We start from the raw sequence: 23936 nt of genomic DNA on the forward strand, positions 1-23936 counted from the left end.
TTGGGAATGCGGAAACCACCGACTCCTAGACCAACACCGCCAACCAAGCCGACAGCAACAACAAAACCGCCAGCACGGCATTCATGCGCCGCAATGCCCGGGGCGAGCCAAAGAACCGCGCGCTGCCCACGCCCAACAGCGCCCACGCCGTCATGCACGGCAGACTGACCAGCAGAAACGCCAGCGACAACATCGCCATCCGGGCGGTGTCCTCGCTGCCACCAGCAAATACGCTCACCACCGCCACGGCCATCATCCACACCTTGGGATTGATCAATTGCAGGCCGGCGGCGCCGAACACGTTGAAGCCGTCATCAGCCGCTGTTGCCGAGTCCAGCGACGGCGGCGTGCTGCGAAAGATCTGCCACGCCAGCCAGCTCAGCCACAACACCCCGGCCCAGGCCATCGCCTGCTGGACACGGGGATAGCGCAGCAAGGTTTCCCCCACGCCGAGTCCGACCACCAACACCACCAGCGCCGCCGACACACACGCACCGAAGATGATTGGCAGTGTGGCCGTCATGCCGCGCCGTGAGCTGTGGCTCATCACCAGAATATTGGTCGGCCCCGGGGTGATCGAGGCGACGAAGGAAAACAGCAGAAAGGGCAGCAACGATTCCATGACAGGACTCCCGAATCAAAACAGGAGGCCATGGTCGCGGTTACGCGGGGTTCAGTCTGGAAGGTTTGAGCAGCGCTTGCGGTAGTCCGCCGGCGTCAGGTGATAGGCACGGCGAAACCAGCGCCCGAGATGGCTTTGATCGGCGAAACCGAGGGTGCTGGCGACGGTGGCGGGTGTTTCGCCGCGCGCCAGCAACTGGCGGGCGCGGGCCAGGCGCAGCTGGATCAGATAGGCATGCGGCGCCAGCCCGAAAGCGGCCTTGAACGCTCGGGTCAGACGAAAGCGATCGACCCCGCAGGCCTGGGCCAGGTCGTCCAGCCCGATATCGTCGAAGGCGTGCGCATGCAGATAGTCCCGCGCCACCTGGGCCACCCATGGCAGGCGCGGATCGAACGGCTGGCGCTTACGCCAGTCGAGGTGGGACGTCAGCGCACCGAGCAAGGTGTCGATGGCGGTCTGGCGCACGATGCGCAAGTCGCCTTGATGCAGGGCGTTGAAGGCCTGATTGATGGCGGTGGACAGGCGCGAATCCTGACTCAGGGTATCGGTGAACCCGAGCTGGCTGTTGTCCGGCGCATGCTCGAACAGCACACGCAATTCGCGCTCCAGCCAGTGCGGGTCGAGGTAGAGCATGGAATAGGTGAAACCCTCCTCCGTCGGCGCGTGCCCGTCGTGGATCTCCCCCGGTTCCAGCATGAAAATCTTGCCTGGCGTACTCAGATGGCGCACGCGCCGGCAATGAAACTGCTGCACGCCCTGCTCGGTGACGCCCACCAGAAAGCTGTCATGCCAGTGCGGATCGTAGGCATGGCCCTGGAAATGGGCACGAATCGACTCGATCCCGGTGTCGGCATCCTGAGACAAGTCGATCCAGTTGCGTTTGTCCACGCAAGGCTCCGAAGGCAGTGATTGTTCGTCAAAGGCGTCTACGTTACCGCGACTTTGCCGATCGGTTTAGAACATTTGTGCACGTGAGCCAGGCAGACCACCCAGCAAATTTAATGAACCCTGAGTGCCACGGCCCGCCTAAGCCAAAGACCATCAGGAGGTAGCTCATGCAAATTGAAACCACGTGGATCGTACTGGCCGTCGTGCTTTTGCTCATCGAATTGTGGGCGATCAACCGGGTGCGCAAGAGTGAGGGGAAAGCCAGCAACAAAGGCGTCTGGATCGTATTGATCGTGTTTGTGCCACTGTTCGGGCTGATCGCCTGGGCGCTGGCCGGGCCCAAGCACGTCACTCAGGCCTGAAGCCCAAGACAAGCAAGAGCCCCGAACATTCGGGGCTTTTTGTTGGCCGCTGGTTTGTATCGCAGTGTGTACGAACGCCTCCCGGATACATGCCCGCGCATCAGCTGATGAAAACGGAAACAGCGCAGATACGTGGCCAGTCTTTAATGGGCTCCAGATTCGAAGGGTTCAGCCAGAACCCGGCCCTCGCCGATCATAAGGAGACTTGCCATGAAGCACGCACCACACGCCACCGTCACTACCGGGAAAAACCGTCGTCGCCTGTTGGGCTTGTCGATGCTCGCCACCGCGCTGCTGCAATTCGGTGCCTTCGCCCAGGCACAAACCGCTGCCCCCGAGCCGGTCAAGACCGCAGCCGCCAGCGTCAAGGCCGATCTGCCCTTCGGCCCGCTGAAACACGTGAAGGCTGGCCTGCTGGACGTGGCCTACGCCGAAACCGGCCCGGCCAATGGCCCGGTGGTGATTCTGCTGCACGGCTGGCCGTACGACATTCACAGCTATGACGACGTAGCGCCGCTGCTGGCGGCCAAGGGTTATCGGGTGCTGATGCCGTATGCCCGGGGTTATGGCGACACGCATTTCCTGTCCGACAAGACCGTGCGTAACGGTCAGCCGGCGGCGCTGGCCAGTGACGTGATCGATTTCATGGACGCCCTGAAGATCAAGCAAGCCGTGCTCGGCGGCTACGACTGGGGCGCGCGTTCGGCGGACATCGTTTCGGCGCTGTGGCCGGAGCGGGTCAAGGCACTGGTGTCGGTCAGCGGTTACCTGATCGGCAATCAGGCCGCCGGCAAGAATCCGCTGCCGCCCAAGGCCGAGCTGCAATGGTGGTATCAGTTCTACTTCGCCACAGACCGTGGTGAGGCGGGTTACACCAAGAACACCCATGATTTCGCCAAGCTGATCTGGCAACTGGCGTCACCGAAATGGGCCTTCGACGACGCCACTTTCGACCGCAGTGCCAAGGCGTTGCAGAACCCGGATCACGTCGCCATCACCGTGTTCAACTACCGCTGGCGCCTGGGCCTGGTGCAGGGTGAAAGCCAGTACGAGGCACTGGAACAGAAACTCGCCACTGCGCCGTCGATCAGCGTGCCGACCATCACCCTCGAAGGCGATGCCAACGGCGCCCCGCACCCGGCGCCCGAGGATTACGCCAAACGCTTCACCGGCAAATACCAGTTCCGCCTGATCAACGGTGGCATCGGTCACAACCTGCCGCAGGAAGACCCGAAAGCCTTCGCTCAGGCGATCATCGACGCCGATCACCTCTGAAGCGGCACGCCAAACGGCTCGTCATTTGACGAGCCGTTTTTCTTTGGACGGGCGATAACCGAAATAGGCGCTGTAGCACTTGCTGAAGTGGCTCGGTGACACGAATCCGCAGGCAACCAGCACGTCCACCTGCGACAGCTCGGTGTGTTGCAGCAGCCGCCGAGCCTCGGTGATGCGCAGTTCCATGTAATAACGCTGCGGCGTGGTGCCCAGTTGCTCCTTGAACAGCCGCTCCAGTTGACGCCGGGAACGCCCGGCATACACCGCCAGTTGCTCCAGTTCCAGCGGCTCTTCGAGGTTGGCGTCCATCAGTTTCACCACTTCACGCAGTGGCGCGCTGACGCAGAGGTTCTCGGTCGGTTTGATCCGCCGGTAACGCGATTCCTCGAACGCCAGAATGTCTTCGATGCCTTCGACCAGCGCCTTGTCGTGCAGGCCCTTGATCCAGTCCAGCGCCATGTGGAACGCGCCGGAGGGACTGGACGCGGTCAACCGGTCGCGGTCGATCACATAGGGTTCGCTGCTGACCTGAGTCGCCTTGGAAATTTCCGCCAGCGCCGGCCGATGCTCCGGGTGAATCGCACAGCGATAACCTTCCAGCACCCCTGCCCGACCCAGGAACCACGCGCCGTTCCACAACCCGGCCAGTATCACGCCAGCCTCGGCGGCCATTTTCAGCAGGTTGATGAACTCGTCGCTCGCCTTCAATTCCGTACGGTAACCGCCGCAGATCACCAGCAGATCCAGTTCCTGCAACACGCTGGTTTCCAGGCGCGCGTCCGGGCGGATCACCAGCCCCAGGTCGCTGATCACTTCACCGTCGCTCAAGCCAAAGGTGCACGTGGAAAACAGACCGGGGCGCAGCAGATTGGCGGTGACCAGGGTGTCCAGCGCCTGGGTGAAGGCCGGCAGGGAAAAATGCTCCAGCAGCACGAACCCGGTGCGGGTCATACGTCCCCGCCCACTGGCGGGCTCGTTCAGGTAGCGAAGGTTCTTGCCCTTCATGCCACCGCTGAATTGGCGTCGTTCGATCAAGGTGGGGTCCATCGGTTTCATTGTTGTAGCGCCATGCTAACCGGCGCCGCAGCAAATTACTCGCGAACGACGCAAGCACCCATCCAGAAATCGTTCCCACGCCGTTGACCTTGATCGTTCCCACGCTCTGCGTGGGAATGCCTCCATGGACGCTCTGCGTCCGGCGTTGGGAGGGACGCGGAGCGTCCCGGGCTGCATTCCCACGCGGAGCGTGGGAACGATCAGTCACCCAATCCCCGCCGGCCTGCGTCCCAACGTCGCAGGCCCGGCACCTTGGCAAACGCTGCACAAGGCTTAAAATCGCGCCTCCTCTTGCAGTCGCCCGAACGGCGCCTGCCCGCAGCCATGACAACCCTCAGGTTTGAACAGCCGGCCACTTCCACGAAGCGCGCCTGGCTCAATCGTCCTGCCCGTTCGGCGGTCGTTTGTCTTCAACACACTTCGGCTTGGCACTCGCATGCGCAGAGGCGCACGTTCCGCTGTTCGATCACTTGAGGTTTTTATGACACCGCGTTTGCTGGCCATGGCGCTGGCGCCCCTGCTCGGGCTATTCATTGTTGCCCTGGGCAACGGCTTTCTGTCTTCTTTGACCACCCTGCGTCTGGGCGCGGCCGGCGAATCGGCGACGATGATCGGCATCGTGTCCTCGGCCTATTTCATCGGCCTGACGCTGGGCGCGATCTTCAACGACCGGTTGATCCTGCGCATCGGCCACATCCGCGCCTACAGCAGCTTCGCCTCGCTGATCGCCGCGACCATCCTGCTGCAAGGGTTGTTTTATGACACCTGGGGCTGGGTCGTGCTGCGACTGATCAACGGCTGGGCCACGGTCGGTGTGTTTCTGGTGATCGAGAGCTGGCTGCTGCTGGCCGGTGACGCGAAGATTCGCGGCCGTCTGCTCGCGTTGTACATGATCGTTCTCTACGGCGCCGGCGTGCTGGGTCAGGCGTTTTTGGGGAAAATCACCGGGCTGGGCGACACGGCGCCGTTCATGGTCGCCGGCATGCTCGCGACCTTGTCGGTGCTGCCGATCGTGATCCTGCCGCGGGTTTCGCCGCTGCTGGAACAGGTCGAACCGCTCAAGCCACGGGCGCTGCTCGGCGTATCGCCCACCGGGCTGGTCGGCTGCTTCGGCTCCGGCGTGACCATCGCGGCAATCTACACCCTGCTGCCGCTGTACCTGCAACGCATCGGCCTGAACGTCGGCGAAGTCGGCAGCATGATGGCCTGGACGATCCTCGGCGCGATGCTGCTGCAATACCCGGTCGGGCGCTGGTCCGATCGCAAGGATCGCCTGCAAGTGCTGACCGTGCTGTGCGCCGCGTGCACCGTGCTGTCCCTGGTGATTGTGCTGGTGCCGCTGTCCTCGGTCATGCTCGCGGCGATGCTGTTCCTGCTGGGCGGCGGCGTGTTCGCGTTGTACCCGGTTGCGGTCAGCCACGCTGCCGACCGTGCACCGGTCGAAACCCTGGTGCCGATGATTCAGGGCATGTTGCTGATTAATTCGCTGGGCTCAGCGATGAGCCCGCTGCTGATCTCCCCGGCGATGAATGCCCATGGCGAAACCGGCCTGTTCTGGGCCTTCGCGCTGGTCAACCTGAGCATGGTGACGTTCTTCTTCTGGCGTCGCGGCAAGCGTCCGGTGCCGGCCAATCCGGCGCCGTTTGCGGCGGCAGCGACCTTCTCGCCGACCGGTGCAGAGCTGCGGGTGACCGAGGATCTGCGTCAGGCGGCGCAGGACCATCCGCCGATGGTCGATGCGTTGAGCGGCGAAGCGGCGCCGCAGACAGGATCGCGCTACGAAGCCAGTTGAGTTTCTGGCGGGCATAAAAAAACCGGTGACTTTCGTCACCGGTTTTTTTTATTTATCGCACAGCAGCCTCTGAATCAGTGCGGCGCGCGCGGGATCGTTTTCATCAGATCCTCAGGGCTGATATGCCCCACCACACTGCCCGGCTGCGGCAGATTCAGGATGTGGCCCTTCATCTTGCCGATCACGTGCATTTCGCACGGCTTGCAGTCGAACTTCAGGGTCAGCACTTCATCGCCGTGAATCAGCTGCATCGGCGCGACCTTGGTTTTCACACCGGTCACGCCTTTGGCCTGTTTCGGGCACAGGTTGAAGGAGAACCGCAGGCAGTGCTTGGTGATCATCACCGGCACTTCGCCCGCCTCTTCGTGAGCCTCGTACGCGGCGTCGATCAGCTTCACGCCGTGACGGTGGTAGAAGTCGCGAGCCTTCTGGTTGTAGACGTTGGCCAGGAACGACAGATGCGCCTCCGGATACACCGGCGGTGGCGTGGTCTCGGCCTTGCGCGAACCGCGCGGGTGGGCGGCAACGCGGGCGGCGGTCAGCGCTTCGATCACTTCACGGCGCAACGACTTGAGCTGCGAGTTCGGGATGAAGAACGCTTGCGGCGCATCCAGTTTGATCGAGGTCGCGTGGTACTCGGTGGTGCCGAGCTGGCCGAGCAGGTCGTGCAAGGTGTCCAGCGCCTGTTCCGGTTTGTTGGCGACGCCGAACGGGCCTTCCAGCGCGACGCTGGCGCTGATGCCCTCTTCGCTGGTCACGGTCAGTTCCAGACGCTCTTCACGCAGCTTCGCCAGCCAGCTCACGCCGATCCGACGCTCGGCAGAAGTCTTGAGCAAGGCCTGCTGCCAGTTGTGGTCGAGGTTGCGGTTCAGCGGGTGGTTCGGGCGCAGCTTGTACAGGCCTTCCGGCATTTCGTTCGGCTCGACGCGGTAGCGGTAGCGCTTCTCGCCTTCTTCCTCGAACTCGCCCTTGGCTTCGGCGATGTTGGCGCGGAAACCCACCACTTCGCGCTTGACCAGCACGTTGAGACCGTCGCCGTTGGACAGCGGCTCGTGGGTGATGACCTGCATGTCACGCTTGCCGACTTTCTCGACCACGCCCACCGCCAGACCGGTGAAGGTCGGCGAATCGAACGCGCCGATGTCGATCTTGCGTTCGCTGACGAAGTAGTCGGTGCTGCCACGGTGGAAGGTCTTTTCCGGGTCCGGCATGAAGAAATGCGCGGTGCGGCCGCTGGAGGCGCGGGCCAGGTCCGGACGATCGTTGAGCACGTCGTCGAGGCGCTGGCGGTAATAGGCGGTGATGTTCTTCACATAGCCCATGTCCTTGTAGCGACCTTCGATCTTGAACGAACGCACACCGGCCTCGACCAGCGCGCGGATGTTGGCGCTCTGGTTGTTGTCCTTCATCGACAGCAGGTGTTTTTCGTAGGCGATCACACCACCCTTTTCGTCTTTCAGGGTGTACGGCAGACGGCAGGCCTGGGAGCAGTCGCCACGGTTGGCACTGCGCCCGGTCTGCGCGTGGGAAATGTTGCACTGACCGGAAAACGCCACGCACAACGCGCCGTGAATGAAGAACTCGATGGCGGCATCGGTTTCATCGGCGATTGCGCGAATTTCCTTGAGGTTCAGTTCACGGGCCAATACCAGTTGCGAGAAACCGGCCTGATCGAGGAACTTGGCCCGCTCAAGGGTGCGGATGTCGGTCTGGGTGCTGGCGTGCAGCTCGATGGGTGGAATGTCCAGCTCCATCACGCCCAGGTCCTGGACGATCAGCGCATCGACGCCGGTGTCGTACAACTGATGGATCAGCTTGCGCGCCGGTTCCAGTTCGTTGTCGTGCAGGATGGTGTTGATGGTGGTGAAGATGCGCGCGTGATAGCGACGGGCAAATTCCACCAGTTCGGCGATTTCGCTCACCTCGTTGCACGCGTTGTGGCGCGCACCGAAGCTCGGGCCGCCGATGTACACCGCGTCGGCGCCATGCAGGATGGCCTCGCGGGCGATGGCCACGTCACGGGCGGGGCTGAGCAGTTCCAGGTGATGTTTGGGCAAGGACATATGTTTTTTTAGTCAGGCTGTCACGGTCGAGGCGCGCATTGTAGCCGCGAAACGCGTGGGCGGCACGCCTGTGCTGCCGGGTGGCTGTTTTCAACCCGTCACGATCAGATCGCTCCCACGCGGTCCGTCACTGATCGTTCCCACGCTCTGCGTGGGAATGCAGCCCGGGACGCTCCGCGTCCCTTCCAGAGCTGGAACGCGGAGCGTCCCTTGAGGCATTCCCACGCGGACGGTTCGACGCCTCGACGTGGGAACGATCATTACGGGGTCAAGCCTTGGCAGCCATCGCAGTCACTTCCACCTTCATCCCCTCAACCGCCAGCGCCGCCACGCCAACCGCCGCGCGCACCGGCCATGGCTTGGCGAAGTAGCGCTTGTACACCTCGTTGAACGCAGCGCGATCAGCCATGTCGGTCAGGTAGATGGTCAGGTGCAGCACGCGATCCATCGAGCTGCCGGCCTTTTCCAGCGCCACTTTCAGCGCCTGCAACGTGCATTCGCTTTGCGCGGTGACGTCGCCCAGTTCCAGGCTGCCATCGGCACGGGTCGGAATCTGGGTCGACATCAGGATGCCGTTGAATTCGGTCACGTCCGAAGAGATCGAGTCTGCATCCGGATCCGGGGTGTAGGTGATGTCTTGGTTGGCCATGGGAAAGTCCTTCGCTGGCAGTGAGGACGGCGCCATCGCGCGCCGTTTCGGGCGGCCAGTTTACAGACCCGGTCGGCGGTTGGAAGTCCCGACGCGGTGTGTCAGCCTCGTGCCAGTATCCGCCGCAGTTCCAGCGCATTGCCGAGTGCCGCGCCGCTGGCGGTGTTGTCGAAAATGCACCAGGTGTCGATGCCATCGACAGCCGCCACCTGCAAATCGCCGGCGAGCGTTTCTAGATACGCCGAGTCGTAGGGGCTGTGATAAATCCGTGGCGAACCGTGCAGCCGCCAGTAGCGCACGCCCGGCCAGCCGCACGGAGCAGTGTCGGTGCTGATTCGCGAGGGATCGACCACCGCATGCGCGATGCGATATGCCATCAACAGCAGTTCGGCGGCGGCCCAGGATTCGTGGCGCGGCTCAAGCACCACAGCCCCGGAATAGCGCTGACGCAACGCGATGAAAAACGCCTCGGCAACCGCTTCGTCAAACACCAGCGACGGCGGCAACTGCAGCAGCAGGCAACCCAGGCGATCACCGAGTCCCGAACACTGCTCGAGAAAGGCGTCGAGCTCAGGTTCACAGTCCCGCAGGCGTCGCTCATGGCTGATCGATTTCGGCATCTTCACGCAGAAGCGAAATCCGTCCGGCACCGACTCGGCCCAACGGGCATAGGTTTGCAGTTTGTGCGGACGGTAGAAGGAGCTGTTGATTTCCACGCCATTGAGCAGCGCGGCATAACGTTGCAGATGAGTGCCCTGCTCCGGAAAGGCCGGCCAGTGCTGCCGGGGCAGGCTCCAACCCGCGCAACCGATGAAGATCGACGGCACACTCAAAACAGCACCCTGCCCGCTTCGCGCATAAAGATTTCCACAGTTTTCGGGCCGATGCCGTCGAAGGCTTGCAAACGCTTTTCGAAGTCCTGGCGGTCGGCGCTCGCCTCGACCATGTTCATCACCCGACCGGCATACTCGTCATTGAGTTTGGCGGCCAGGGCCAGCAACCGTTCGGCGGTGGTTTCGTCGTAGCGCACGTAATGTGCTTGGCCGAGCATCCGCACCAGTTCGCGGTGGGTGCAGTGGGCGAGTTTGCGCGGGGTGTCACGCTGGTGCTGTTCAACGATCACTCGGTAGGCTTCGGCGGCGATGTCGGCCTGGATGCGTTTGCCCATCAGGAAACTGGCGAGCAGCCATTTGAACAGGGCTGATTCGCTCCCCGGGTGGAGGCTGATATGCAAGTCTTCGGCGTTGATGGTTTTGGTCATGCAGCTTTTGAGCGAGGGGCGGCGTGATGAGTGCGAGGCTGGCGACGAATGGTTCTGGGGGCGTAAAGCGTCAGGCTTTTCCTCGTTGGGCAAGGATCGATAAACAGGCTTGGATCGCGCCGTTTAAAGACATGTCGAAATGCTTCCGAATGCCTACAAATCCTTGCGCCAGAGCCTACCGCTACGCCAGAATCCGCCGGCTTGTGCGCCTTGGGGTCGGCCGGTAACTTGGATCGGGTCACTGATTTGCAGTGATCGGGTTTAGCAGCCCGTGGTCAACCTAAGGTCGTACGTGCACTATCAATCAGGTTCCATGCCTGCATTTGATGGCGGCTGTACGCAGGGCGCTTCGGCGCGCCGGCTTCCTTAGGTTCCCCGGTCTGCTAACCTGCGTCCAGCTGCCTCCCTTCTTTTAGCAGAGAAGCGGTTTCAGCATCATTTCGGAACCTGAAAATGATCAAACCTTCTCCAAATCCCCCGGTTACCGCACCGGCCAGCATCACCAATCCAACATCCCCCTACGAATGCCCTGACTCCAAAAAATTCAACGAAGCCGCCGAACGCGCCCTCAACTACTACCTCGGCCCGCCCGCCCCTTACATCATGGCCGCGCCCTACGTTCCCAACCGCCTCTACCAGGCCAACCCGGCCAGCAACACCGAATCCCTGCTCGCCGACGCCGTCGAAACTCTCGGCTCGGCCAACGTCATGCTCAACAACCTCGTCGACGCCCTCGAAGGCCCCCACCGCAAGACCGCACAGGGCATCGCGCAGATCGTGATGCTGGCGGAACTGGCGGTGAATCAGGTGCTGGATAACGTCGTGCCAACGGAGTAAACCGCACCGTCGAAATTCATCTTCGCTACCACACAAATCAAAAGGGGACGATTAAATAAACCTGTCCCCTTTTGATCGTCCCTTTTGATTCATTTTCCGGTACTTTATTTTTGTTCAGTATCATTCGACCCAGGGTCAGGAATGAATATTGCCCCTGGCACATGGATGGGTTTTTTTGGAGGTTTTTCCGGCATCGGGTTACAGTTTTGATCAAGCTTAGCTGCATCAGCCCTTGTTAATTGAGGCCCATACCTATTCCGACATTCGTTATAGTGCTCTTCAATTACGTCTTTATCCGACAACTGAAAACGATCAGCATCAGCTTCACGACAAACCCCAAACCCAACTACAATTGCCGAGATGGCAAACACAAAAGACATTGCCGGACAGCCACTGCCAATAGATGATTTCATCTTCATTAGATTTACAACCCCTATAACAAAATAACAAAATGGGACAGAATCATTTCCCGACCCAACCCACCAAAATTATCAACACAAATATCCGCAACCGCACCTGATAGAAATGACAGTCTTTAATATTTATTTAGAACAACATAAATTCTGAGCAGCTATAAAAACACTAGACGCCGACTCATTAATCTATCTCCTCAGTTCAGCCGGATACATCCTCTAACACATCCTGCCTGCTTCAGCGTAGCTCCGCTCTAAACTTCATCCGTCACAACAAGGACGCAGGAATACATAAAAGCCCTCGCCGGGCGGATGACGCGGTATCGCAACAAGGCTGAGGGGCGGGCTGGCACGCTGTGGGAAAGTCGCTACAAATCCAGCGTTGTTCAATCCGACACCTATCTATTGGCTTGCAGTCGTTACATCGAGTTAAACCCGGTGCGAGCCCACATGGTGGAGCGTGCAGAAGACTACCCCTGGTCAAGTTTCGCTCTGCGCCTGAACGATTTTTCAGAAAGCACCTGGCTGGACAAAGATCCTTGCTTTCTGGAATTGGGACCTGACGATGCCACCCGGCGTGAACGGTATAAGTCGTTTGTTGAAATGGCTACACCCACCAATGATTTGCAACTCATCAGGGGTGCACTGCAGCGCGGCCAACTGACTGGCAACATGAGATTCGTCGATGAAATCGAACAAATCACCGGAAGACGCATTGAATTAAGAGATAGAGGACGGCCAGAGAAAAGTGCTTAACGCCAAAAGGGGACAATTAAATAAATCTGTCCCCTTTTAATCTTTTCAACCTGATCGATCGACCTGTTAACACGAGCCAACTTTCAGAAAACCATTACAATTACCAAGCTTTGGCACATCTTCAAGCTTAATGACTGCAGCAGGATACACATTTACTCGATTATTGGGAGACGCATACAAAGCATTATTGTAATTAATGCTCTGGGTTCCACTTGATTGACGACAGTAGCCTTCGAGCACGCAGGACTCACCATTCCTATTAATGTCCTTGGTATAGAATGTACAGCTACCCTTGGCGCTGCTGTTATTCCATGCCTTCTCGCAATCAGGATCTCCAGCAAAAACGCTTTGACCAGTCAAAACCAACGAGAGAAATACCGTAAACCTAAACAGCTTGGAAAATTTCATATTCTGTTCCTTCAATAGAAAAGTTAACATCCACCGACCAAACGAGAAACATCCATTCCCGCCCCAGCCAACCTTAAGCCTTTAACAACTCCGGCCTGTTCTATACTTGAGTTTAAAACTCGATAAAACCACTGTCAGAAATACCAGTCTTTTATATCCATTTGATATTTAACTCATCACGTTTTCTTCTTTAATTCGAATACCATGGGTTTCCCCGATTCGACTATCCGGTCTGCGCCACTCCCTCCCACAGCTGGATATCCCCCGATTCCCAATTATGCTCAATGAAACCCCGCCCTCCCGCGCGGGGCGGTGATTCTGTGCACGCTCCACGAAATACCTGAACCGGCATCCGCCACAGGCCTTGGGTACGCGACGTTGATGAAGTGCTCCGGCCTACAAAAACAAGCACGACGGAGAACACCCATGGCAGTACTCGACAGCATGTCCACAGGCAGTGCCCCGCACCACAGCGTCAGCCGGGAGGAGCGCAAGGTCATCTTTGCGTCGTCGCTCGGCACGGTGTTCGAGTGGTACGACTTCTACCTCTACGGCTCCCTGGCCGCGATCATCGCCAAGCACTTCTTTGCCGGGGTGAATGAGACCACGGCGTTCATCTTCGCCCTGCTCGCCTTCGCCGCAGGTTTTGCGGTGCGGCCGTTCGGGGCGATTGTGTTTGGGCGACTGGGTGACATGATCGGTCGCAAGCACACGTTTCTGATCACGATCGTGATCATGGGTGTATCGACGGCGATTGTGGGTTTCCTGCCCGGTTACGCGACCATCGGGGTGGCGGCGCCGATCATTCTGATTACCCTGCGCCTGCTGCAAGGCCTGGCGCTGGGCGGCGAGTACGGCGGCGCAGCAACCTATGTGGCCGAGCATGCGCCGAAGGGCAAACGCGGTTATTTCACGTCATGGATTCAGACCACCGCGACCCTGGGCCTGTTTATGTCGTTGCTGGTGATCCTCGCCTGCCGTACCGCGCTGGGCACCGAAGCGTTCGAGGCCTGGGGCTGGCGGATTCCGTTTCTGCTGTCGATCCTGCTGCTGGCGGTCTCGGTGTACATCCGGCTGCAACTGAACGAGTCGCCAGTGTTCAAGAAAATGAAGGAAGAAGGCAAGTCGTCGAAAGCCCCGCTGACCGAATCCTTCGCCCGTTGGGACAATCTGAAAATCGTGATCATGGCCCTGCTCGGCGGCACCGCCGGGCAAGCGGTGGTCTGGTACACCGGGCAGTTCTACGCGCTGTTTTTCCTGCTGCAAACCCTGAAGATCGACGCGCAGACCGCCAATCTTTTGATCGCTGGTTCGCTGCTGATCGGTACGCCGTTCTTCGTGATTTTCGGCAGCCTGTCCGACCGCATCGGGCGCAAGGGCATCATCATGGCCGGGTGCATTCTGGCGGCGGTGACCTACTTCCCGATCTTCCATGCGCTGACCCAATACGGGAATCCCGACGTATTCGTGGCCCAGGAGAAGAACCCGGTCAAAGTGATCGCCAACCCCGACCAGTGCTCGTTCCAGTTCGATCCGGTGGGCAAGGCCAAATTCACCAGCTCCTGCGATCTGGCGAAAACCATCCTGGCGAAACGGGCGATCCCGTACGAAAACGTGGTGGCGGAACCGGGCACCGTGGCTCAGGTGCGTATCGGCGACAAGGTCATCGAAAGCTTCGAAGGCACCACCCTGCCGGCCGCTGACTTCAAGACCCGTAACGACGCGTTCACTGCCAGCCTCGGCGCCGCGCTGAAAGAAGCCGGTTACCCGGAAAAAGCCGACCCGGCCAAGACCAATTACCCGATGGTGCTGCTCCTGCTGACCGTTCTGGTGATCTACGTGACCATGGTTTACGGCCCGATTGCGGCGTGGCTGGTCGAGCTATTTCCGGCGCGCATCCGCTACACCTCGATGTCGCTGCCGTACCACATCGGCAACGGCTGGTTCGGCGGGTTCCTGCCGACCGTGGCGTTTGCGATGGTTGCGGCCACCGGGGATATCTACTACGGCTTGTGGTACCCGATCGTGATTGCGGTGATGACGGCGATTCTCGGGATCTTCTTCATGCCGGAGACCAAGGATCGCGACATCCATCACACCTGACCCGCTTCGCTCGATGCTGTGCGTGACGTTCGCGCACAGCATCGAGCGTTGTCACATCGGCGTCATTCTCCCTTGGTAACGTCGTCGCGCCCCGATGCCCCGACCACCAAGGTGACCCTCCCGGTGTACTCAAGCCCGACGCGCCAGACCCTCATCCTGCGATCCGACAACATGGCCAGTGACGACTTCGGCGCCCTGTTCTCGCGAATGTTCGGCAACCGTTATGGCGACACACCACCGCCGCCCAAAGACATCATCATTGGCGGCGTTTACGGGCGGTACGAAGGCGTGAGTTTCCGGCGCATGCATTACCGGGGCGATTTCACCGTCGCCTTCCCCGAGCCGTTCGATGAAATCACCTTCGTCATTCCCACCGCCGGCAAGATCGTGTTCAACCATGAATCCGTGGGGCTGAGCGATGTAGGGCTGGCCATCGACAAGGCTGACCTGCGTTCGATGCGTTTTATCGACAATCATGCCCAGCACGGCATGTCGATCAGCCGTGCGGCGCTCACCGAACGGCTGTCGACCCTGCTGGGCAAACCGATCGTGCACAAGCTGCATTTCGAGCCGAGGGTGGATCTGAACAGCCCGGCGTTTCAGGGCATTCGCGCGCTGATCGATCTGGCCACCGGCACGGAATTCGATCTGCTGTTGAACGCTGGCTCGCTGATGCCGTCACGGCTGCGGGAGATGCTGGTGGACGCGGTATTGGAAGCCTGGCCGCACAATTTCAGCCAGGCCTTGCGCCGTCCAGAGGCATTGATTGCGCCCAGGCATGTGCGGCAGGCGATCGATTACATTCAGGCGCATCCCGAGATTCAGGTCAGTGGCACGGATCTGGCGCGGCTGGCCAACGTCAGCCTGCGCGCATTGCAGGAAGGGTTTCGACGGTTTGCCGGGATGTCGATTGTCGGGTATCAACGGCAGGTGCGGCTGGAGCGCGCTTACGAAACGTTGCGTCAGGGCGTTTCGCCGTCGGTGACTGAGGTGGCGCTGCGATTGGGCTTCAGCAATGTCGGCCGGTTCAGCCAGTATTTCCAGAATGCCTACGGCGTGAGCCCGGCCGAGGTGCGAAAAGGATTGCGCTGAGGCAATCCTTTTTCTTCACCTTCAGTTGATCAGAACTGATAACTGGCCTTGAGCGCGCCGCTGAAACCGTGGCTGTCGCCGCCACCGCTGGCACCGACTTCTGCACCCAGACTCAGGGCACCGAGGTTGGCTATCAGGTTGACGCCGCCGCTGAACTGATCGCGGTTGTCGAACGCCGCGCGCTGCTCGATATCCAGCCCCAGCAGATGCCCTTCGCTGTTGACTTGATGATCGCCCAGCACACGCTCGTAACCAACGCGCACGCCCGGCACCAGTTGCCACGCGCCCATCGGCACCGGGGCGAACGAAACGTCGAGATTGGCCACCGCGCTGCGCCGGGTTTCTTGAATGTCATCAACGTCCAGAGCCAATTCGCTGCCCTTCTCCTGAAAGCCCGACAGGTCCAGACGGCTGACCCGCACGCCGAGGCTCGGCTCCAGAATCACAGTGTTCAGCGGCATGCGATAACCCAGCGCCAGCGTCGCGCCGCTGAGATTACCGTGGGTGTCGCCCTTCGCCGAGCCGAGGCCGCCGCCGAGGTCGCGTTTGCTGTCGTAGTCGACATAACCGGCGCTGATGTTGGCATCGACAAACAGGCCACGTTCCAGACTGGTGAAACCATAACGGGCACCAAGGTCGAGGAAGGTGAAATCGGTGTCAGCCTCCCCACCTGCGCCGCCCACCGAGCCTTTGCTGTAACCGATGCCGCCGCGAGCGCTGAATTGTTCGGAGAAGCGCTGAGTGACGCCAACCATCAGGCCCTGACTGTGTTCGTTGCTGCTTTGCGCATGGGCCGAACCGTCGGTGCCCAGGTAACCGGCGAGCGCGGTGCTCCACAACCGGTACTGGCCGACCTTGAGGTCGGTGCCGCTGGCGAACGGCGCGGCGGCCTGCTCGATCATTGCGTTCTGACGCAGCAGGTAACTCGCAGCATCGGCGTGCACCTGACCGCCGACCGTGGACTCGACACCGCCGAGGGTGCCGGCGTCGATGGCCGATTGCAGGTAGTAGTTGTAGGCGCTGTAGGTGCCCGAGAGTTTACTGTTCTGCAACTCCCGCAACAGTTGCGCACCGGCGGCAGCGTTGCCGATAAGCCCGGCCTGACCCGGCAGGCTGTTGTACTCGACCATTTTGCCGCGCAGCACATAGATGGTTTCCTGGGACAGACCCAGCCCCTGCTTGAGGTAGTTGTCCATGCTGCCGTACTGCGCGGCCACCTGATCGAGGCCCGCTTGCAGATAACTCGCCTCGACACCCAGCAGCGGCGCGTAGATCGCGGCCATGCTCGGCGGCATCATCGCCAGGGTCTTGGCGACCCGTTCGGCGGTGTAGTCGTTGGTCGCCAGGTAATTGCTCATGATCGTGGCGTTATCCACGCCGGCGATGCTCAACAGAACGGCAGCGGTCCAGCCGGTGCGGTCCTTGCCGGCGGTGCAATGGAACAACGCGGCGCCGTCGACACCGGCCAGTTCATTGAACAGCGCACCGAACTGACCACGCATGCCGGCATCGCTGACGAACGCGCGGTTGGTCTCCTGCATCATCGCAATCGCATCGGCTGCGCTTTTGAACGACACGGTGGTGATGTTCGCGCCGGAGGTGGTGCTGCCGATGATGTCGATGTTCTGGTAGGTCGCACCGCTTGGCATCGTGTCCGGCGTGCTGGCAATTTCGCTGGGCGTGCGCAGGTCGTACACCGACTTGATCCCCAGACCGTTGAGGGTCGCCAGGTCCGCCGCCGTCGGCGTCAGGGCATTGGAGCGGTAGAACACACCGGCGCGCATTGTGCCGTCATGGGCCGTGGAATAGGCGGTGGTGGTGCCTGCGATATCCCGAAAATTGTCGATGCCCGCCAGACGCGAGGTATCGAGATCGGCGGCCTGGGCGGCAGCAATGGACAGACTCAGCACGGACAGCGAACACACAAGACGTTGAAACACGGGGCAGCCTCACTGGAAACAGGTTGGGCTGCCCACTATCTGCATTGAAATGTGACCGAATATGACAATTGCGCGAGGGCCAGAAATAGCGGCGCGATCTGTCCGTTTGCCGCGTTTTCTGTCCGTTTTACCTGCACTGACCGTGTAAATCTTCGACACGTTTTGACGTTTTTTTTGCAAGGGCGAACGTAGAATGCCCTCTCCGGCCATCGTGGAAACCGTCAATGAACGACGCAGATGAAGAAATCCTGAACCAGGCAGCGCACTGGTGCCTGCGCCTGCAGGAGGACGATTGCACGCCCGACGAACGCCAGGCGTTTGAGCAGTGGATTCAACTCAGCCCGGGCCACGCCTTTGAATACGCGAAAATGCTGGAAATCTGGGACATCAGTGAGCAATTGCCGAACCACTCGACGACTCGCAAAAAACTGCTGACCGATCCTCCCCGGCCCGCCGCGAAGGAGCAATCCTCACGGTGAGCATTCGGGGTTAGAATCCGCGGGGTTCGGCTTACAGTTTAAGGATGATCCCGGCATGGCCACCCCCGACATTTCCCTGCAAGACACCGCCGCCCCCGAGGGCGTCTGCTTTGGCTGCGGCAGCAGCAACCCACACGGTTTGCACATCAAGAGCTTCTGGCACGAAGACGGCGTGCACGTCATGGCCGAGCATGTGCCCGAGGCCAAATACTGCGGCTGGCCGGAACTGGTCTACGGAGGTTTGATCGCGATGCTGGTGGACTGCCATTCCAACTGGACCGCGATGGCCTACCACTATCGGACCGAGCAACGCGAACCCGAAAGCCTGCCGCGCATCAACTGCGTCACCGGCAACCTCGGCATCAAGTTCATCAAACCAACGCCAATGGGCTTGCCGCTGACATTGAAGGCAAAAGTCGAAGGTGAAGTCGGGCGCAAGACCCGGGTGATCTGCGAGGTCTACGCCGGGGAAGTGCTGACGGCGGTGGGTGATTCGGTATTCGTGCGGGTGGATACCGAGCAGTTGGCAGCGGCCGCGCACGGTCGCTGAAATCCGTCATTGAAGGAAAACACGATGTCCGACCGCAAAATCATCATCCCCGAATCCATGAAAACCATCGTCGAACGCGCCGGATACGCCCCGGCGGTTCTGGTCGGCGACACGCTTTATTGCGCTGGTCAGGTGGGCCGCACCGCTGATTTGCAAGTCATCGAAGACCCCGAGCAACAGTTCATCCGCGCCTGGGAAAACCTCGACGAAGTGCTGAAGGCCGGCGGTTGCACCTTCAACGATGTGGTGGAGATGACCACCTATCACGTCGACATGAGCCAGCACATGCCGGTGTTTCGTGACGTGAAGAACCGCGTATTCCCCAAAGGCTTCTGCGCCTGGACCTGCATCGGTGTCAGCGAGCTGGCCCATCCGGGGCTGCTGGTGGAAATCAAATGCGTGGCGGTGCGCAGGCGCGCTATACCTGAGTAACGCCATTCCCCCTCATCGAGGTGTTGAACGATGGACTTGACCCTCTATTACCACCCGTTGTCGTCCTACTGCCACAAAGCGCTGATCGCCCTCTACGAACACGGCGTCGCCTTCGAGAAACGCCTGATCGACCTGTCCAGCGAAGCCGAACGGGCCGAGCTTCAGACGTTGTGGCCGCTGGTCAAATTCCCGGTGCTGCGCGATCACGCGCGCCAGCGCACGGTGCCGGAATCGAGCGTGATCATCGAGTATCTGGATCATCAACCTGGGCCGTCGAAGCGACTGATTCCCGAAGACTGGGAGACCGCGCTGGACGTGCGTCTGTGGGACCGGTTCTTCGACCAATACCTGATGACGCCGATGCAGCAGATCGTCGCCGACCGCATCCAGTCCGCCAATGGCGACCTGAGCAGTCACCGGGCGCTGCTGGCCACGGCGTACGGCATGCTTGAACAGCAACTGGCGGACCGCGAATGGATCGCCAGCGCGGATTTCAGCCTGGCCGATTGCTCCGCCGCGCCGGCCCTGTTCTACGCCAGCACGCTGGTGCCGTTTGCCGCAGAACAACCTCGTTTGAGCGCCTATTTCGAACGGCTGGTGCAGCGCCCGTCGTTCTGCCAAGTCATCGAAGAAGCCAAACCGTGGTTCGACTTCTATCCCTTTGCCGAGGTCCTGCCCCAACGTTTCCGCTGAGGCTCGGCCTTACGCCGGCTGGTGACTGGTCACGCAGTGAATCCCGCCACCGCCGGCCGCAATGGCGTCGATGTTGACCTGCACCACGTCGCGGTTCGGATAGAGTTTTTTCAGCAGGTCGAAGGCCTTTTTGTCGGCGTCCTTGTCGCCAAACTCCGGAGCGATCACCGCGCCGTTGATCACGAAGTAGTTGATGTAACCGGCCGCGAAATCGTCGTTGTCCTTGTTGAATTTGGTCTTGCGCGGTTTCAGCGGTGGCGAAACGGTGTGGATCTGCAACGGGCGACCGTCGGCGTCGGTGGCCTTTTTCAGGATTTCCAGGTGCGCCAGGGTGACCTTGTTGTCGTAGGAGCGCGGGTCGGTGTCGAGGTTGGCGATCACCACGCCGGGCGTGACGAAGCGCGCGTAGAAATCGACGTGGGCGTCGGTGATGTCCTTGCCCTTGATGCCCGGCAGCCAGATGATCTTGCGCAGACCGAGGCGTGCTTTCAGTTCCGCCTCGACGTCAGCCTTGCTCCAGCCGGGGTTGCGGTTTTCGTTGACCCAGCAGCTTTCGGTCATGATCGCGGTGCCTTCGCCGTCGACTTCGATGCCGCCGCCCTCGCCCACCAGTTCGCTGCGCTGGTAGGTCGCCTGCGCATCGGCCGCCACGCGCTTGGCGATCTTCGCGTCTTTCGAATGCTGTTGCTTGTTGCCCCAGCCGCTGAAGTTGAAGTCCACCGCGCCCAGGCCGTTCTTGTCGTCGATGACGAAGTTGGCGCTGATGTCACGCATCCAGATGTCGTCGAGGTTGGCGATCTGGTAGGTGATATTGGAGGTGCCGCAAATCTCTTCGGCCAAGCTGCGTTCTCCGCTGCGGCAGTAGATGGTCAGCGGTTCGTAGCGGGCAATAGCGCGGGCGATCCGGCCGAGGGCTTCCTGGACGTCTTCGGTGAAGTCTTCCCAGATCGCGTCCTGCGCGCCGAAGGCCATGTAGGTGCGTTCGTGTTTGTCGCCCTCGTCGGGCATGAACCAGCGACCTTCGCTGGCCGCCAGCAAACGCGCCGGTGACAGGCCAAGGCCCATGACGGCAGCGCCTGCGCCGGCGGCGACTGAAACCTGTTTGATGAACTCGCGACGAGTCGGCATGTGTACGTTCCTGATGGGTAAGGGGCCACCAAGGCAGCCCGGAAAAATCACTGTGCAGTGGCGGTCTTGAATTTGGTCCAGGTGCGCATGCGGGCGCGCATGTCGGCCTGGGGAATATCCTTGCCCGTTATCAGACGAGCATAGGTCGCTTCGTCGAGGTAGATGTCCGGGTTGTTGCGCATCGCCTCGTCCACGTTCGGCCGGGCCTTGGCGTTGGAGGTCGGGTAACCGGTGAAATTGCTGATCGCAGCCATGTTCTCCGGACGCATCACGAAGTTGATGAATTCGTAGGCGTATTCCGGATGTTTGGCATCCACCGGAATGGCCATGGTGTCCATCCACACCGTGGTGCCCTCGCGCGGCACGCGGTACTGGAAGCGCGTCTGCTTGCCGGCGCTGTCCGAGGTGCGCTGGGCCTGGGTCATGTCGCCGCTGTAGCCGAGGGACAGGCACAGGTTGCCGTTGACCAGATCGGTCACCGGTTGCGACTGGAACTTGCGGATGTACGGCCGCAGCTTCATCAGCAAGTCACTGGCCGCTGCCAGATCCGCAGGCTTGGCGCTGCGCGGGTCGCGGCCCAGATAGTTGAGCACCACGGCCAGTACTTCATCCGGCGAGTCGATCATCGAAATCCCGCAATCGGCAAACTTCGCGGCCAGTTCCGGTTTGAACAGCATGTCGAGGCTGTTGACCGGGGCGTCGGCCATGCGTTGCTTGATCTGCTCGGCGTTGTAGGTCAGGCCGATGGTGCCCCAGGTGTACGGCACGGTGGCCTTGTTCGAATGCTCGTAATGGCTGCGCAGCTTTTGCAGGCCCGGCTCGATGTCGTTCATCGCCGTGATTTTCGAAGGATCCAGCGGCAACAGGCTGCCGGCGCGCATCAGGCGTTCGGCCACGGTGTCGCCGGGGAAGATCAGGTCGTAGCCGCTGCCGCCGGAGAGCATCTTGGCTTCCAGGGTTTCGCTGCCGTCCATCACGTCGTAGATCACCTTGATCCCGGTTTCGGCGGTGAATTTGCTCAGTGTGTCTTCAGCGAAATAGTCAGCCCAGTTGTACAGCCGCAGGGTCTTGTCTTCGGCGTGTACAGCAGGCATCAAACCGGCCAGCGCCAGGCCCAGAGCGCCCAGTAACCACTTGTGTGAAGTAGGCATATCAGACTCCTTGAGGATTCCAGCGGGCGTTAAGGTGACGGCCGTCCTGGCTCAACAATGCGCCGTACATTTCCGGGCGGCGGTCGCGGTAGATGCCCCAGCTCAGGCGATCTTCACGCATGGCTGCCAGATCCAGGCTTTGCACCAATACGCCGGTGCTGGCGCGATCGGCTTCGGCGAGCATTTTTCCCTTGTGGTTGCAGATGAACGACGAGCCGTAGAAATTCATTTGCAGCGCCGCATCAGTGCCCGCCACTTCGCGGCCAACCCGGTTGGAAGCGATCACCGGCAGCAGGTTGGCAGCGGCGTGGCCACGCATGGTCATCTGCCAGTGGTCCCGCGAATCCAGATCCGCGCAGCCCGGTTCCGAGCCGATGGCGGTCGGAAACAGCAGCACTTCAGCGCCCATCAACGCCAGGCAGCGGGCGGTTTCCGGGAACCACTGATCCCAGCAGATGCCGACGCCGAGGCGACCGAACGCGGTGTCCCAGACTTTGAAACCGGTGTCGCCGGGGCTGAAATATTCCTTCTCTTGATAGCCGATGGCGTTGGGGATGTGGGTCTTGCGGTACATGCCCAACAGGCGCCCGTCGGCATCCGCCACGCTCAGCGAGTTGAAGTAGGCGTTGCCGGCCTTCTCGTACCAGCTCAACGGCAGCACCACGCCCAGTTCACGGGACAGCGCGGCGAAACGCGACAGCACCTGACTGTCGCGGTACTCCTCGGCCAGCGCCATGTGCTGATGGCTCTGCTCGATGCAGAAATACGGCGTGGCGAACAGCTCCTGCAACAGGATCACCTGGGCGCCCTGCGCGGCCGCTTCACGCACCAACTGCTCGGCGCGATCAAGGTTGCTTTTCAGGTCCCAGGTGCACGGCATCTGGGTAGTGGCGACTTTCAGCAGCGTCATCGATCAACCCTCCACCGGCCAGGCTGGCTGTTGCTGGGTGATACAGTGCACACCGCCGCCGCCATGGGCCAGGTGATTGATCTGCACCGGCACCACTTCACGGCCTGGGAACGCCTCGGCCAGGGTTTGCGCCGCGACATGGTCGGCCTCGATGCCGTACGCCGGCATGATGATCGCGCCGTTGGCGATATAGAAGTTGGTGTACGAGGCGCAGAACACTTCGGCTTCGGTGTCCACGGCATCGGTGGCTTCGTACAGTTCGATCAGCTCGAATTTGCGGCCCTGGGCGTCGGTGGCCAGTTCCAGTGCGCGACGGTTTTCCCGCACGACTTCGGCGTACACCGAGCTGCGATCGTGCGTCGCGTCCACCAGCAACACGCCAGGGCGAGCGAAGGCGCACACACCATCGACGTGGCCGTCGGTCATGTCGCCGGTGACGTAATCCGGATCGCCCGGCAGCCAGATGGTTTTCTTCACGCCGAGCAGGCGGCTGAAGATCTCCTCCATCTCGGCCTTGCTCACGCCGGGATTGCGGTTGGGGTTGAGCAGCACCGATTCGGTGGTGATCAACGTGCCCTCGCCGTCCACGTGAATCGCGCCGCCCTCGTTACTCAGCGCCGTGCCGAAGCACTCGCCGCCCAAGTGATTGAGCACGCGGCGGGCCAGGCTTTCGTCCAGATCATGGGCCGACTTGCCGCCCCACGCGTTGAAACGCCAGCTCACCCCGGCCAGACCTTGCTCCGCATGAACGACGAAGCTCGGGCCGGAGTCGCGGCACCAGCTGTCGTTGACCGCCAGCGGAATCAGTTCGATGTTCGGCCCGCACAAGGCTTTGGCACGGGCGATGGCCGACGGATCGACGACCATTTTCACCGGTTCGAACCGGGCGATGGCGTTGGCGACGCGGGCGAAATCTTCCTGCACCAACGGCAAGGTCACGCCCCAGCCCGACTCCCACAGGGCCTGATTGTGGGGCCAGACCATCCAGGTCGCCGCATGCGTCACCCACTCTGCCGGCATCATCCAACCGCTGTTGTTGTTTTTGTTCTGCTGCATGGTAAAAAGCCCTTTGAGTT

Annotated in this window: 24 protein-coding genes and 1 pseudogene; 11 read left to right on the forward strand and 14 right to left on the reverse strand. The window is 60.8% G+C overall.

From position 1 onward, the window contains the following. Window positions 1–25: 25 nt before the first annotated feature. Together BMZ46_RS21305 and BMZ46_RS21310 are read right to left on the reverse strand one after the other, a co-directional pair. Window positions 26–622, reverse strand: a complete 597-nt coding sequence (locus BMZ46_RS21305) for a LysE family translocator (RefSeq protein ID WP_074690811.1) — start codon at window positions 620–622, stop codon at window positions 26–28. Window positions 623–673: 51 nt separating this feature from the next. Then, on the reverse strand, window positions 674–1510 hold the full coding sequence (locus BMZ46_RS21310) for an AraC family transcriptional regulator (RefSeq protein ID WP_074690810.1): 837 nt from the start codon (window positions 1508–1510) through the stop codon (window positions 674–676). A 167-nt stretch (window positions 1511–1677) separates the two neighbouring features. Here BMZ46_RS21310 and BMZ46_RS21315 point away from each other — a divergent pair, with 167 nt between their 5' ends. Further along, window positions 1678–1872 (forward strand): PLDc N-terminal domain-containing protein, encoded by a 195-nt coding sequence (locus BMZ46_RS21315; protein WP_041475233.1) that lies wholly within the window; start codon window positions 1678–1680, stop codon window positions 1870–1872. A gap of 210 nt (window positions 1873–2082) precedes the next feature. Next, window positions 2083–3147 (forward strand): alpha/beta fold hydrolase, encoded by a 1065-nt coding sequence (locus tag BMZ46_RS21320; RefSeq protein ID WP_074690809.1) that lies wholly within the window; start codon window positions 2083–2085, stop codon window positions 3145–3147. 21 nt (window positions 3148–3168) lie between these two features. Here the strand turns inward: BMZ46_RS21320 and BMZ46_RS21325 are convergent, their stop codons facing one another. Further along, window positions 3169–4194, reverse strand: a complete 1026-nt coding sequence (locus tag BMZ46_RS21325; RefSeq protein WP_074690967.1) for a GlxA family transcriptional regulator — start codon at window positions 4192–4194, stop codon at window positions 3169–3171. A gap of 490 nt (window positions 4195–4684) precedes the next feature. On the opposite strand from BMZ46_RS21325, the gene BMZ46_RS21330 reads away from it, so the two are divergent. Next, window positions 4685–5995, forward strand: coding sequence for an MFS transporter (locus BMZ46_RS21330; RefSeq protein WP_074690808.1), 1311 nt, complete (start codon window positions 4685–4687; stop codon window positions 5993–5995). Between the two features lie 74 nt (window positions 5996–6069). Here BMZ46_RS21330 and BMZ46_RS21335 read toward each other — a convergent pair whose 3' ends face one another. The 4 genes from BMZ46_RS21335 to BMZ46_RS21350 all read right to left on the reverse strand — a co-directional run bounded on the left by BMZ46_RS21335 (window position 6070) and on the right by BMZ46_RS21350 (window position 9968). Further along, window positions 6070–8058 (reverse strand): peptidase U32 family protein, encoded by a 1989-nt coding sequence (locus tag BMZ46_RS21335; protein WP_074690807.1) that lies wholly within the window; start codon window positions 8056–8058, stop codon window positions 6070–6072. A gap of 268 nt (window positions 8059–8326) precedes the next feature. Continuing rightward, the gene (locus tag BMZ46_RS21340) at window positions 8327–8707 is read right to left on the reverse strand and encodes a RidA family protein (RefSeq protein ID WP_007955413.1); all 381 of its coding nucleotides are present in this window, start codon (window positions 8705–8707) and stop codon (window positions 8327–8329) included. Window positions 8708–8808: 101 nt separating this feature from the next. Next, on the reverse strand, window positions 8809–9540 hold the full coding sequence (locus BMZ46_RS21345) for a DUF72 domain-containing protein (RefSeq protein WP_074690806.1): 732 nt from the start codon (window positions 9538–9540) through the stop codon (window positions 8809–8811). Then, window positions 9537–9968, reverse strand: a complete 432-nt coding sequence (locus tag BMZ46_RS21350; RefSeq protein ID WP_074690805.1) for an HhH-GDP family DNA glycosylase — start codon at window positions 9966–9968, stop codon at window positions 9537–9539. The genes BMZ46_RS21345 and BMZ46_RS21350 overlap by 4 nt, the downstream gene beginning before the upstream one ends. Before the next feature lie 453 nt (window positions 9969–10421). Here BMZ46_RS21350 and BMZ46_RS21355 point away from each other — a divergent pair, with 453 nt between their 5' ends. Continuing rightward, on the forward strand, window positions 10422–10805 hold the full coding sequence (locus BMZ46_RS21355) for a DUF6124 family protein (protein ID WP_074690804.1): 384 nt from the start codon (window positions 10422–10424) through the stop codon (window positions 10803–10805). 104 nt (window positions 10806–10909) lie between these two features. Here BMZ46_RS21355 and BMZ46_RS29150 read toward each other — a convergent pair whose 3' ends face one another. Then, window positions 10910–11224, reverse strand: a complete 315-nt coding sequence (locus tag BMZ46_RS29150; RefSeq protein WP_139184876.1) for a hypothetical protein — start codon at window positions 11222–11224, stop codon at window positions 10910–10912. A 279-nt stretch (window positions 11225–11503) separates the two neighbouring features. Here BMZ46_RS29150 and BMZ46_RS21360 point away from each other — a divergent pair. Further along, window positions 11504–11974: pseudogene (locus BMZ46_RS21360) on the forward strand (transposase); the annotation flags it as partial. Window positions 11975–12040: 66 nt separating this feature from the next. Here BMZ46_RS21360 and BMZ46_RS29155 read toward each other — a convergent pair. Further along, window positions 12041–12382 (reverse strand): hypothetical protein, encoded by a 342-nt coding sequence (locus BMZ46_RS29155; RefSeq protein WP_139184877.1) that lies wholly within the window; start codon window positions 12380–12382, stop codon window positions 12041–12043. 426 nt (window positions 12383–12808) lie between these two features. Here BMZ46_RS29155 and BMZ46_RS21365 point away from each other — a divergent pair, with 426 nt between their 5' ends. Both BMZ46_RS21365 and BMZ46_RS21370 read left to right on the forward strand, forming a co-directional pair. Continuing rightward, window positions 12809–14485 carry an MFS transporter gene (locus tag BMZ46_RS21365; protein ID WP_039773110.1) on the forward strand — a complete coding sequence of 559 codons (1677 nt, stop codon included), beginning with the start codon at window positions 12809–12811 and terminating at the stop codon, window positions 14483–14485. Between the two features lie 123 nt (window positions 14486–14608). Next, window positions 14609–15577, forward strand: a complete 969-nt coding sequence (locus tag BMZ46_RS21370) for a helix-turn-helix transcriptional regulator (protein ID WP_074690966.1) — start codon at window positions 14609–14611, stop codon at window positions 15575–15577. A gap of 29 nt (window positions 15578–15606) precedes the next feature. Here BMZ46_RS21370 and BMZ46_RS21375 read toward each other — a convergent pair whose 3' ends face one another. Further along, the gene (locus BMZ46_RS21375) at window positions 15607–17517 is read right to left on the reverse strand and encodes a tyrosine-protein phosphatase (RefSeq protein ID WP_074690803.1); all 1911 of its coding nucleotides are present in this window, start codon (window positions 17515–17517) and stop codon (window positions 15607–15609) included. A gap of 224 nt (window positions 17518–17741) precedes the next feature. Here BMZ46_RS21375 and BMZ46_RS21380 point away from each other — a divergent pair, with 224 nt between their 5' ends. The 4 genes from BMZ46_RS21380 to BMZ46_RS21395 are packed head-to-tail and all read left to right on the forward strand — an operon-like array spanning window position 17742 to window position 19671. Then, window positions 17742–17996 (forward strand): FecR/PupR family sigma factor regulator, encoded by a 255-nt coding sequence (locus BMZ46_RS21380; RefSeq protein ID WP_074690802.1) that lies wholly within the window; start codon window positions 17742–17744, stop codon window positions 17994–17996. 55 nt (window positions 17997–18051) lie between these two features. Then, window positions 18052–18546 (forward strand): PaaI family thioesterase, encoded by a 495-nt coding sequence (locus tag BMZ46_RS21385; protein ID WP_074690801.1) that lies wholly within the window; start codon window positions 18052–18054, stop codon window positions 18544–18546. A 24-nt stretch (window positions 18547–18570) separates the two neighbouring features. Then, window positions 18571–18978, forward strand: a complete 408-nt coding sequence (locus tag BMZ46_RS21390) for a RidA family protein (RefSeq protein WP_074690800.1) — start codon at window positions 18571–18573, stop codon at window positions 18976–18978. Window positions 18979–19008: 30 nt separating this feature from the next. Continuing rightward, the gene (locus BMZ46_RS21395; protein ID WP_074690799.1) at window positions 19009–19671 is read left to right on the forward strand and encodes a glutathione S-transferase family protein; all 663 of its coding nucleotides are present in this window, start codon (window positions 19009–19011) and stop codon (window positions 19669–19671) included. A gap of 9 nt (window positions 19672–19680) precedes the next feature. Here BMZ46_RS21395 and BMZ46_RS21400 read toward each other — a convergent pair whose 3' ends face one another. From BMZ46_RS21400 to BMZ46_RS21415, 4 genes are read right to left on the reverse strand one after another with little or no spacing between them, the layout of a single operon-like run. After that, entirely contained in the window at window positions 19681–20799 is a 1119-nt protein-coding gene (locus tag BMZ46_RS21400; protein WP_074690798.1) for an agmatine deiminase family protein, read from the reverse strand. Between the two features lie 47 nt (window positions 20800–20846). After that, entirely contained in the window at window positions 20847–21950 is a 1104-nt protein-coding gene (locus tag BMZ46_RS21405; protein ID WP_074690797.1) for an extracellular solute-binding protein, read from the reverse strand. A gap of 1 nt (window position 21951) precedes the next feature. Then, window positions 21952–22860, reverse strand: coding sequence for an N-carbamoylputrescine amidase (aguB, locus tag BMZ46_RS21410; protein WP_039773094.1), 909 nt, complete (start codon window positions 22858–22860; stop codon window positions 21952–21954). Between the two features lie 3 nt (window positions 22861–22863). Continuing rightward, window positions 22864–23916: an agmatine deiminase family protein gene (locus tag BMZ46_RS21415; RefSeq protein ID WP_074690796.1), complete on the reverse strand. Its 1053-nt coding sequence runs from the start codon at window positions 23914–23916 to the stop codon at window positions 22864–22866. Window positions 23917–23936: the final 20 nt, after the last annotated feature.

The organism is Pseudomonas sp. NFIX49 (assembly GCF_900115915.1).
In the GTDB taxonomy this organism is placed as follows: Bacteria; Pseudomonadota; Gammaproteobacteria; order Pseudomonadales; family Pseudomonadaceae; genus Aquipseudomonas; species Aquipseudomonas pharyngis.

Excerpts from the sequence above, each read along its gene's own strand:
- aguB (WP_039773094.1), bottom strand. The coding sequence starts at position 22,860 with ATGACGCTGCTGAAAGTCGCCACTACCCAGATGCCGTGCACCTGGGAC.
- BMZ46_RS29155 (WP_139184877.1), bottom strand. The coding sequence starts at position 12,382 with ATGAAATTTTCCAAGCTGTTTAGGTTTACGGTATTTCTCTCGTTGGTT.
- BMZ46_RS21395 (WP_074690799.1), top strand. The coding sequence starts at position 19,009 with ATGGACTTGACCCTCTATTACCACCCGTTGTCGTCCTACTGCCACAAA.
- BMZ46_RS21330 (WP_074690808.1), top strand. The coding sequence starts at position 4,685 with ATGACACCGCGTTTGCTGGCCATGGCGCTGGCGCCCCTGCTCGGGCTA.
- BMZ46_RS29150 (WP_139184876.1), bottom strand. The coding sequence starts at position 11,224 with ATGAAGATGAAATCATCTATTGGCAGTGGCTGTCCGGCAATGTCTTTT.
- BMZ46_RS21320 (WP_074690809.1), top strand. The coding sequence starts at position 2,083 with ATGAAGCACGCACCACACGCCACCGTCACTACCGGGAAAAACCGTCGT.
- BMZ46_RS21365 (WP_039773110.1), top strand. The coding sequence starts at position 12,809 with ATGGCAGTACTCGACAGCATGTCCACAGGCAGTGCCCCGCACCACAGC.
- BMZ46_RS21305 (WP_074690811.1), bottom strand. The coding sequence starts at position 622 with ATGGAATCGTTGCTGCCCTTTCTGCTGTTTTCCTTCGTCGCCTCGATC.
- BMZ46_RS21380 (WP_074690802.1), top strand. The coding sequence starts at position 17,742 with ATGAACGACGCAGATGAAGAAATCCTGAACCAGGCAGCGCACTGGTGC.
- BMZ46_RS21400 (WP_074690798.1), bottom strand. The coding sequence starts at position 20,799 with ATGCCGACTCGTCGCGAGTTCATCAAACAGGTTTCAGTCGCCGCCGGC.
- BMZ46_RS21350 (WP_074690805.1), bottom strand. The coding sequence starts at position 9,968 with ATGACCAAAACCATCAACGCCGAAGACTTGCATATCAGCCTCCACCCG.
- BMZ46_RS21390 (WP_074690800.1), top strand. The coding sequence starts at position 18,571 with ATGTCCGACCGCAAAATCATCATCCCCGAATCCATGAAAACCATCGTC.
- BMZ46_RS21340 (WP_007955413.1), bottom strand. The coding sequence starts at position 8,707 with ATGGCCAACCAAGACATCACCTACACCCCGGATCCGGATGCAGACTCG.
- BMZ46_RS21355 (WP_074690804.1), top strand. The coding sequence starts at position 10,422 with ATGATCAAACCTTCTCCAAATCCCCCGGTTACCGCACCGGCCAGCATC.
- BMZ46_RS21335 (WP_074690807.1), bottom strand. The coding sequence starts at position 8,058 with ATGTCCTTGCCCAAACATCACCTGGAACTGCTCAGCCCCGCCCGTGAC.
- BMZ46_RS21405 (WP_074690797.1), bottom strand. The coding sequence starts at position 21,950 with ATGCCTACTTCACACAAGTGGTTACTGGGCGCTCTGGGCCTGGCGCTG.
- BMZ46_RS21385 (WP_074690801.1), top strand. The coding sequence starts at position 18,052 with ATGGCCACCCCCGACATTTCCCTGCAAGACACCGCCGCCCCCGAGGGC.
- BMZ46_RS21315 (WP_041475233.1), top strand. The coding sequence starts at position 1,678 with ATGCAAATTGAAACCACGTGGATCGTACTGGCCGTCGTGCTTTTGCTC.
- BMZ46_RS21415 (WP_074690796.1), bottom strand. The coding sequence starts at position 23,916 with ATGCAGCAGAACAAAAACAACAACAGCGGTTGGATGATGCCGGCAGAG.
- BMZ46_RS21325 (WP_074690967.1), bottom strand. The coding sequence starts at position 4,194 with ATGGACCCCACCTTGATCGAACGACGCCAATTCAGCGGTGGCATGAAG.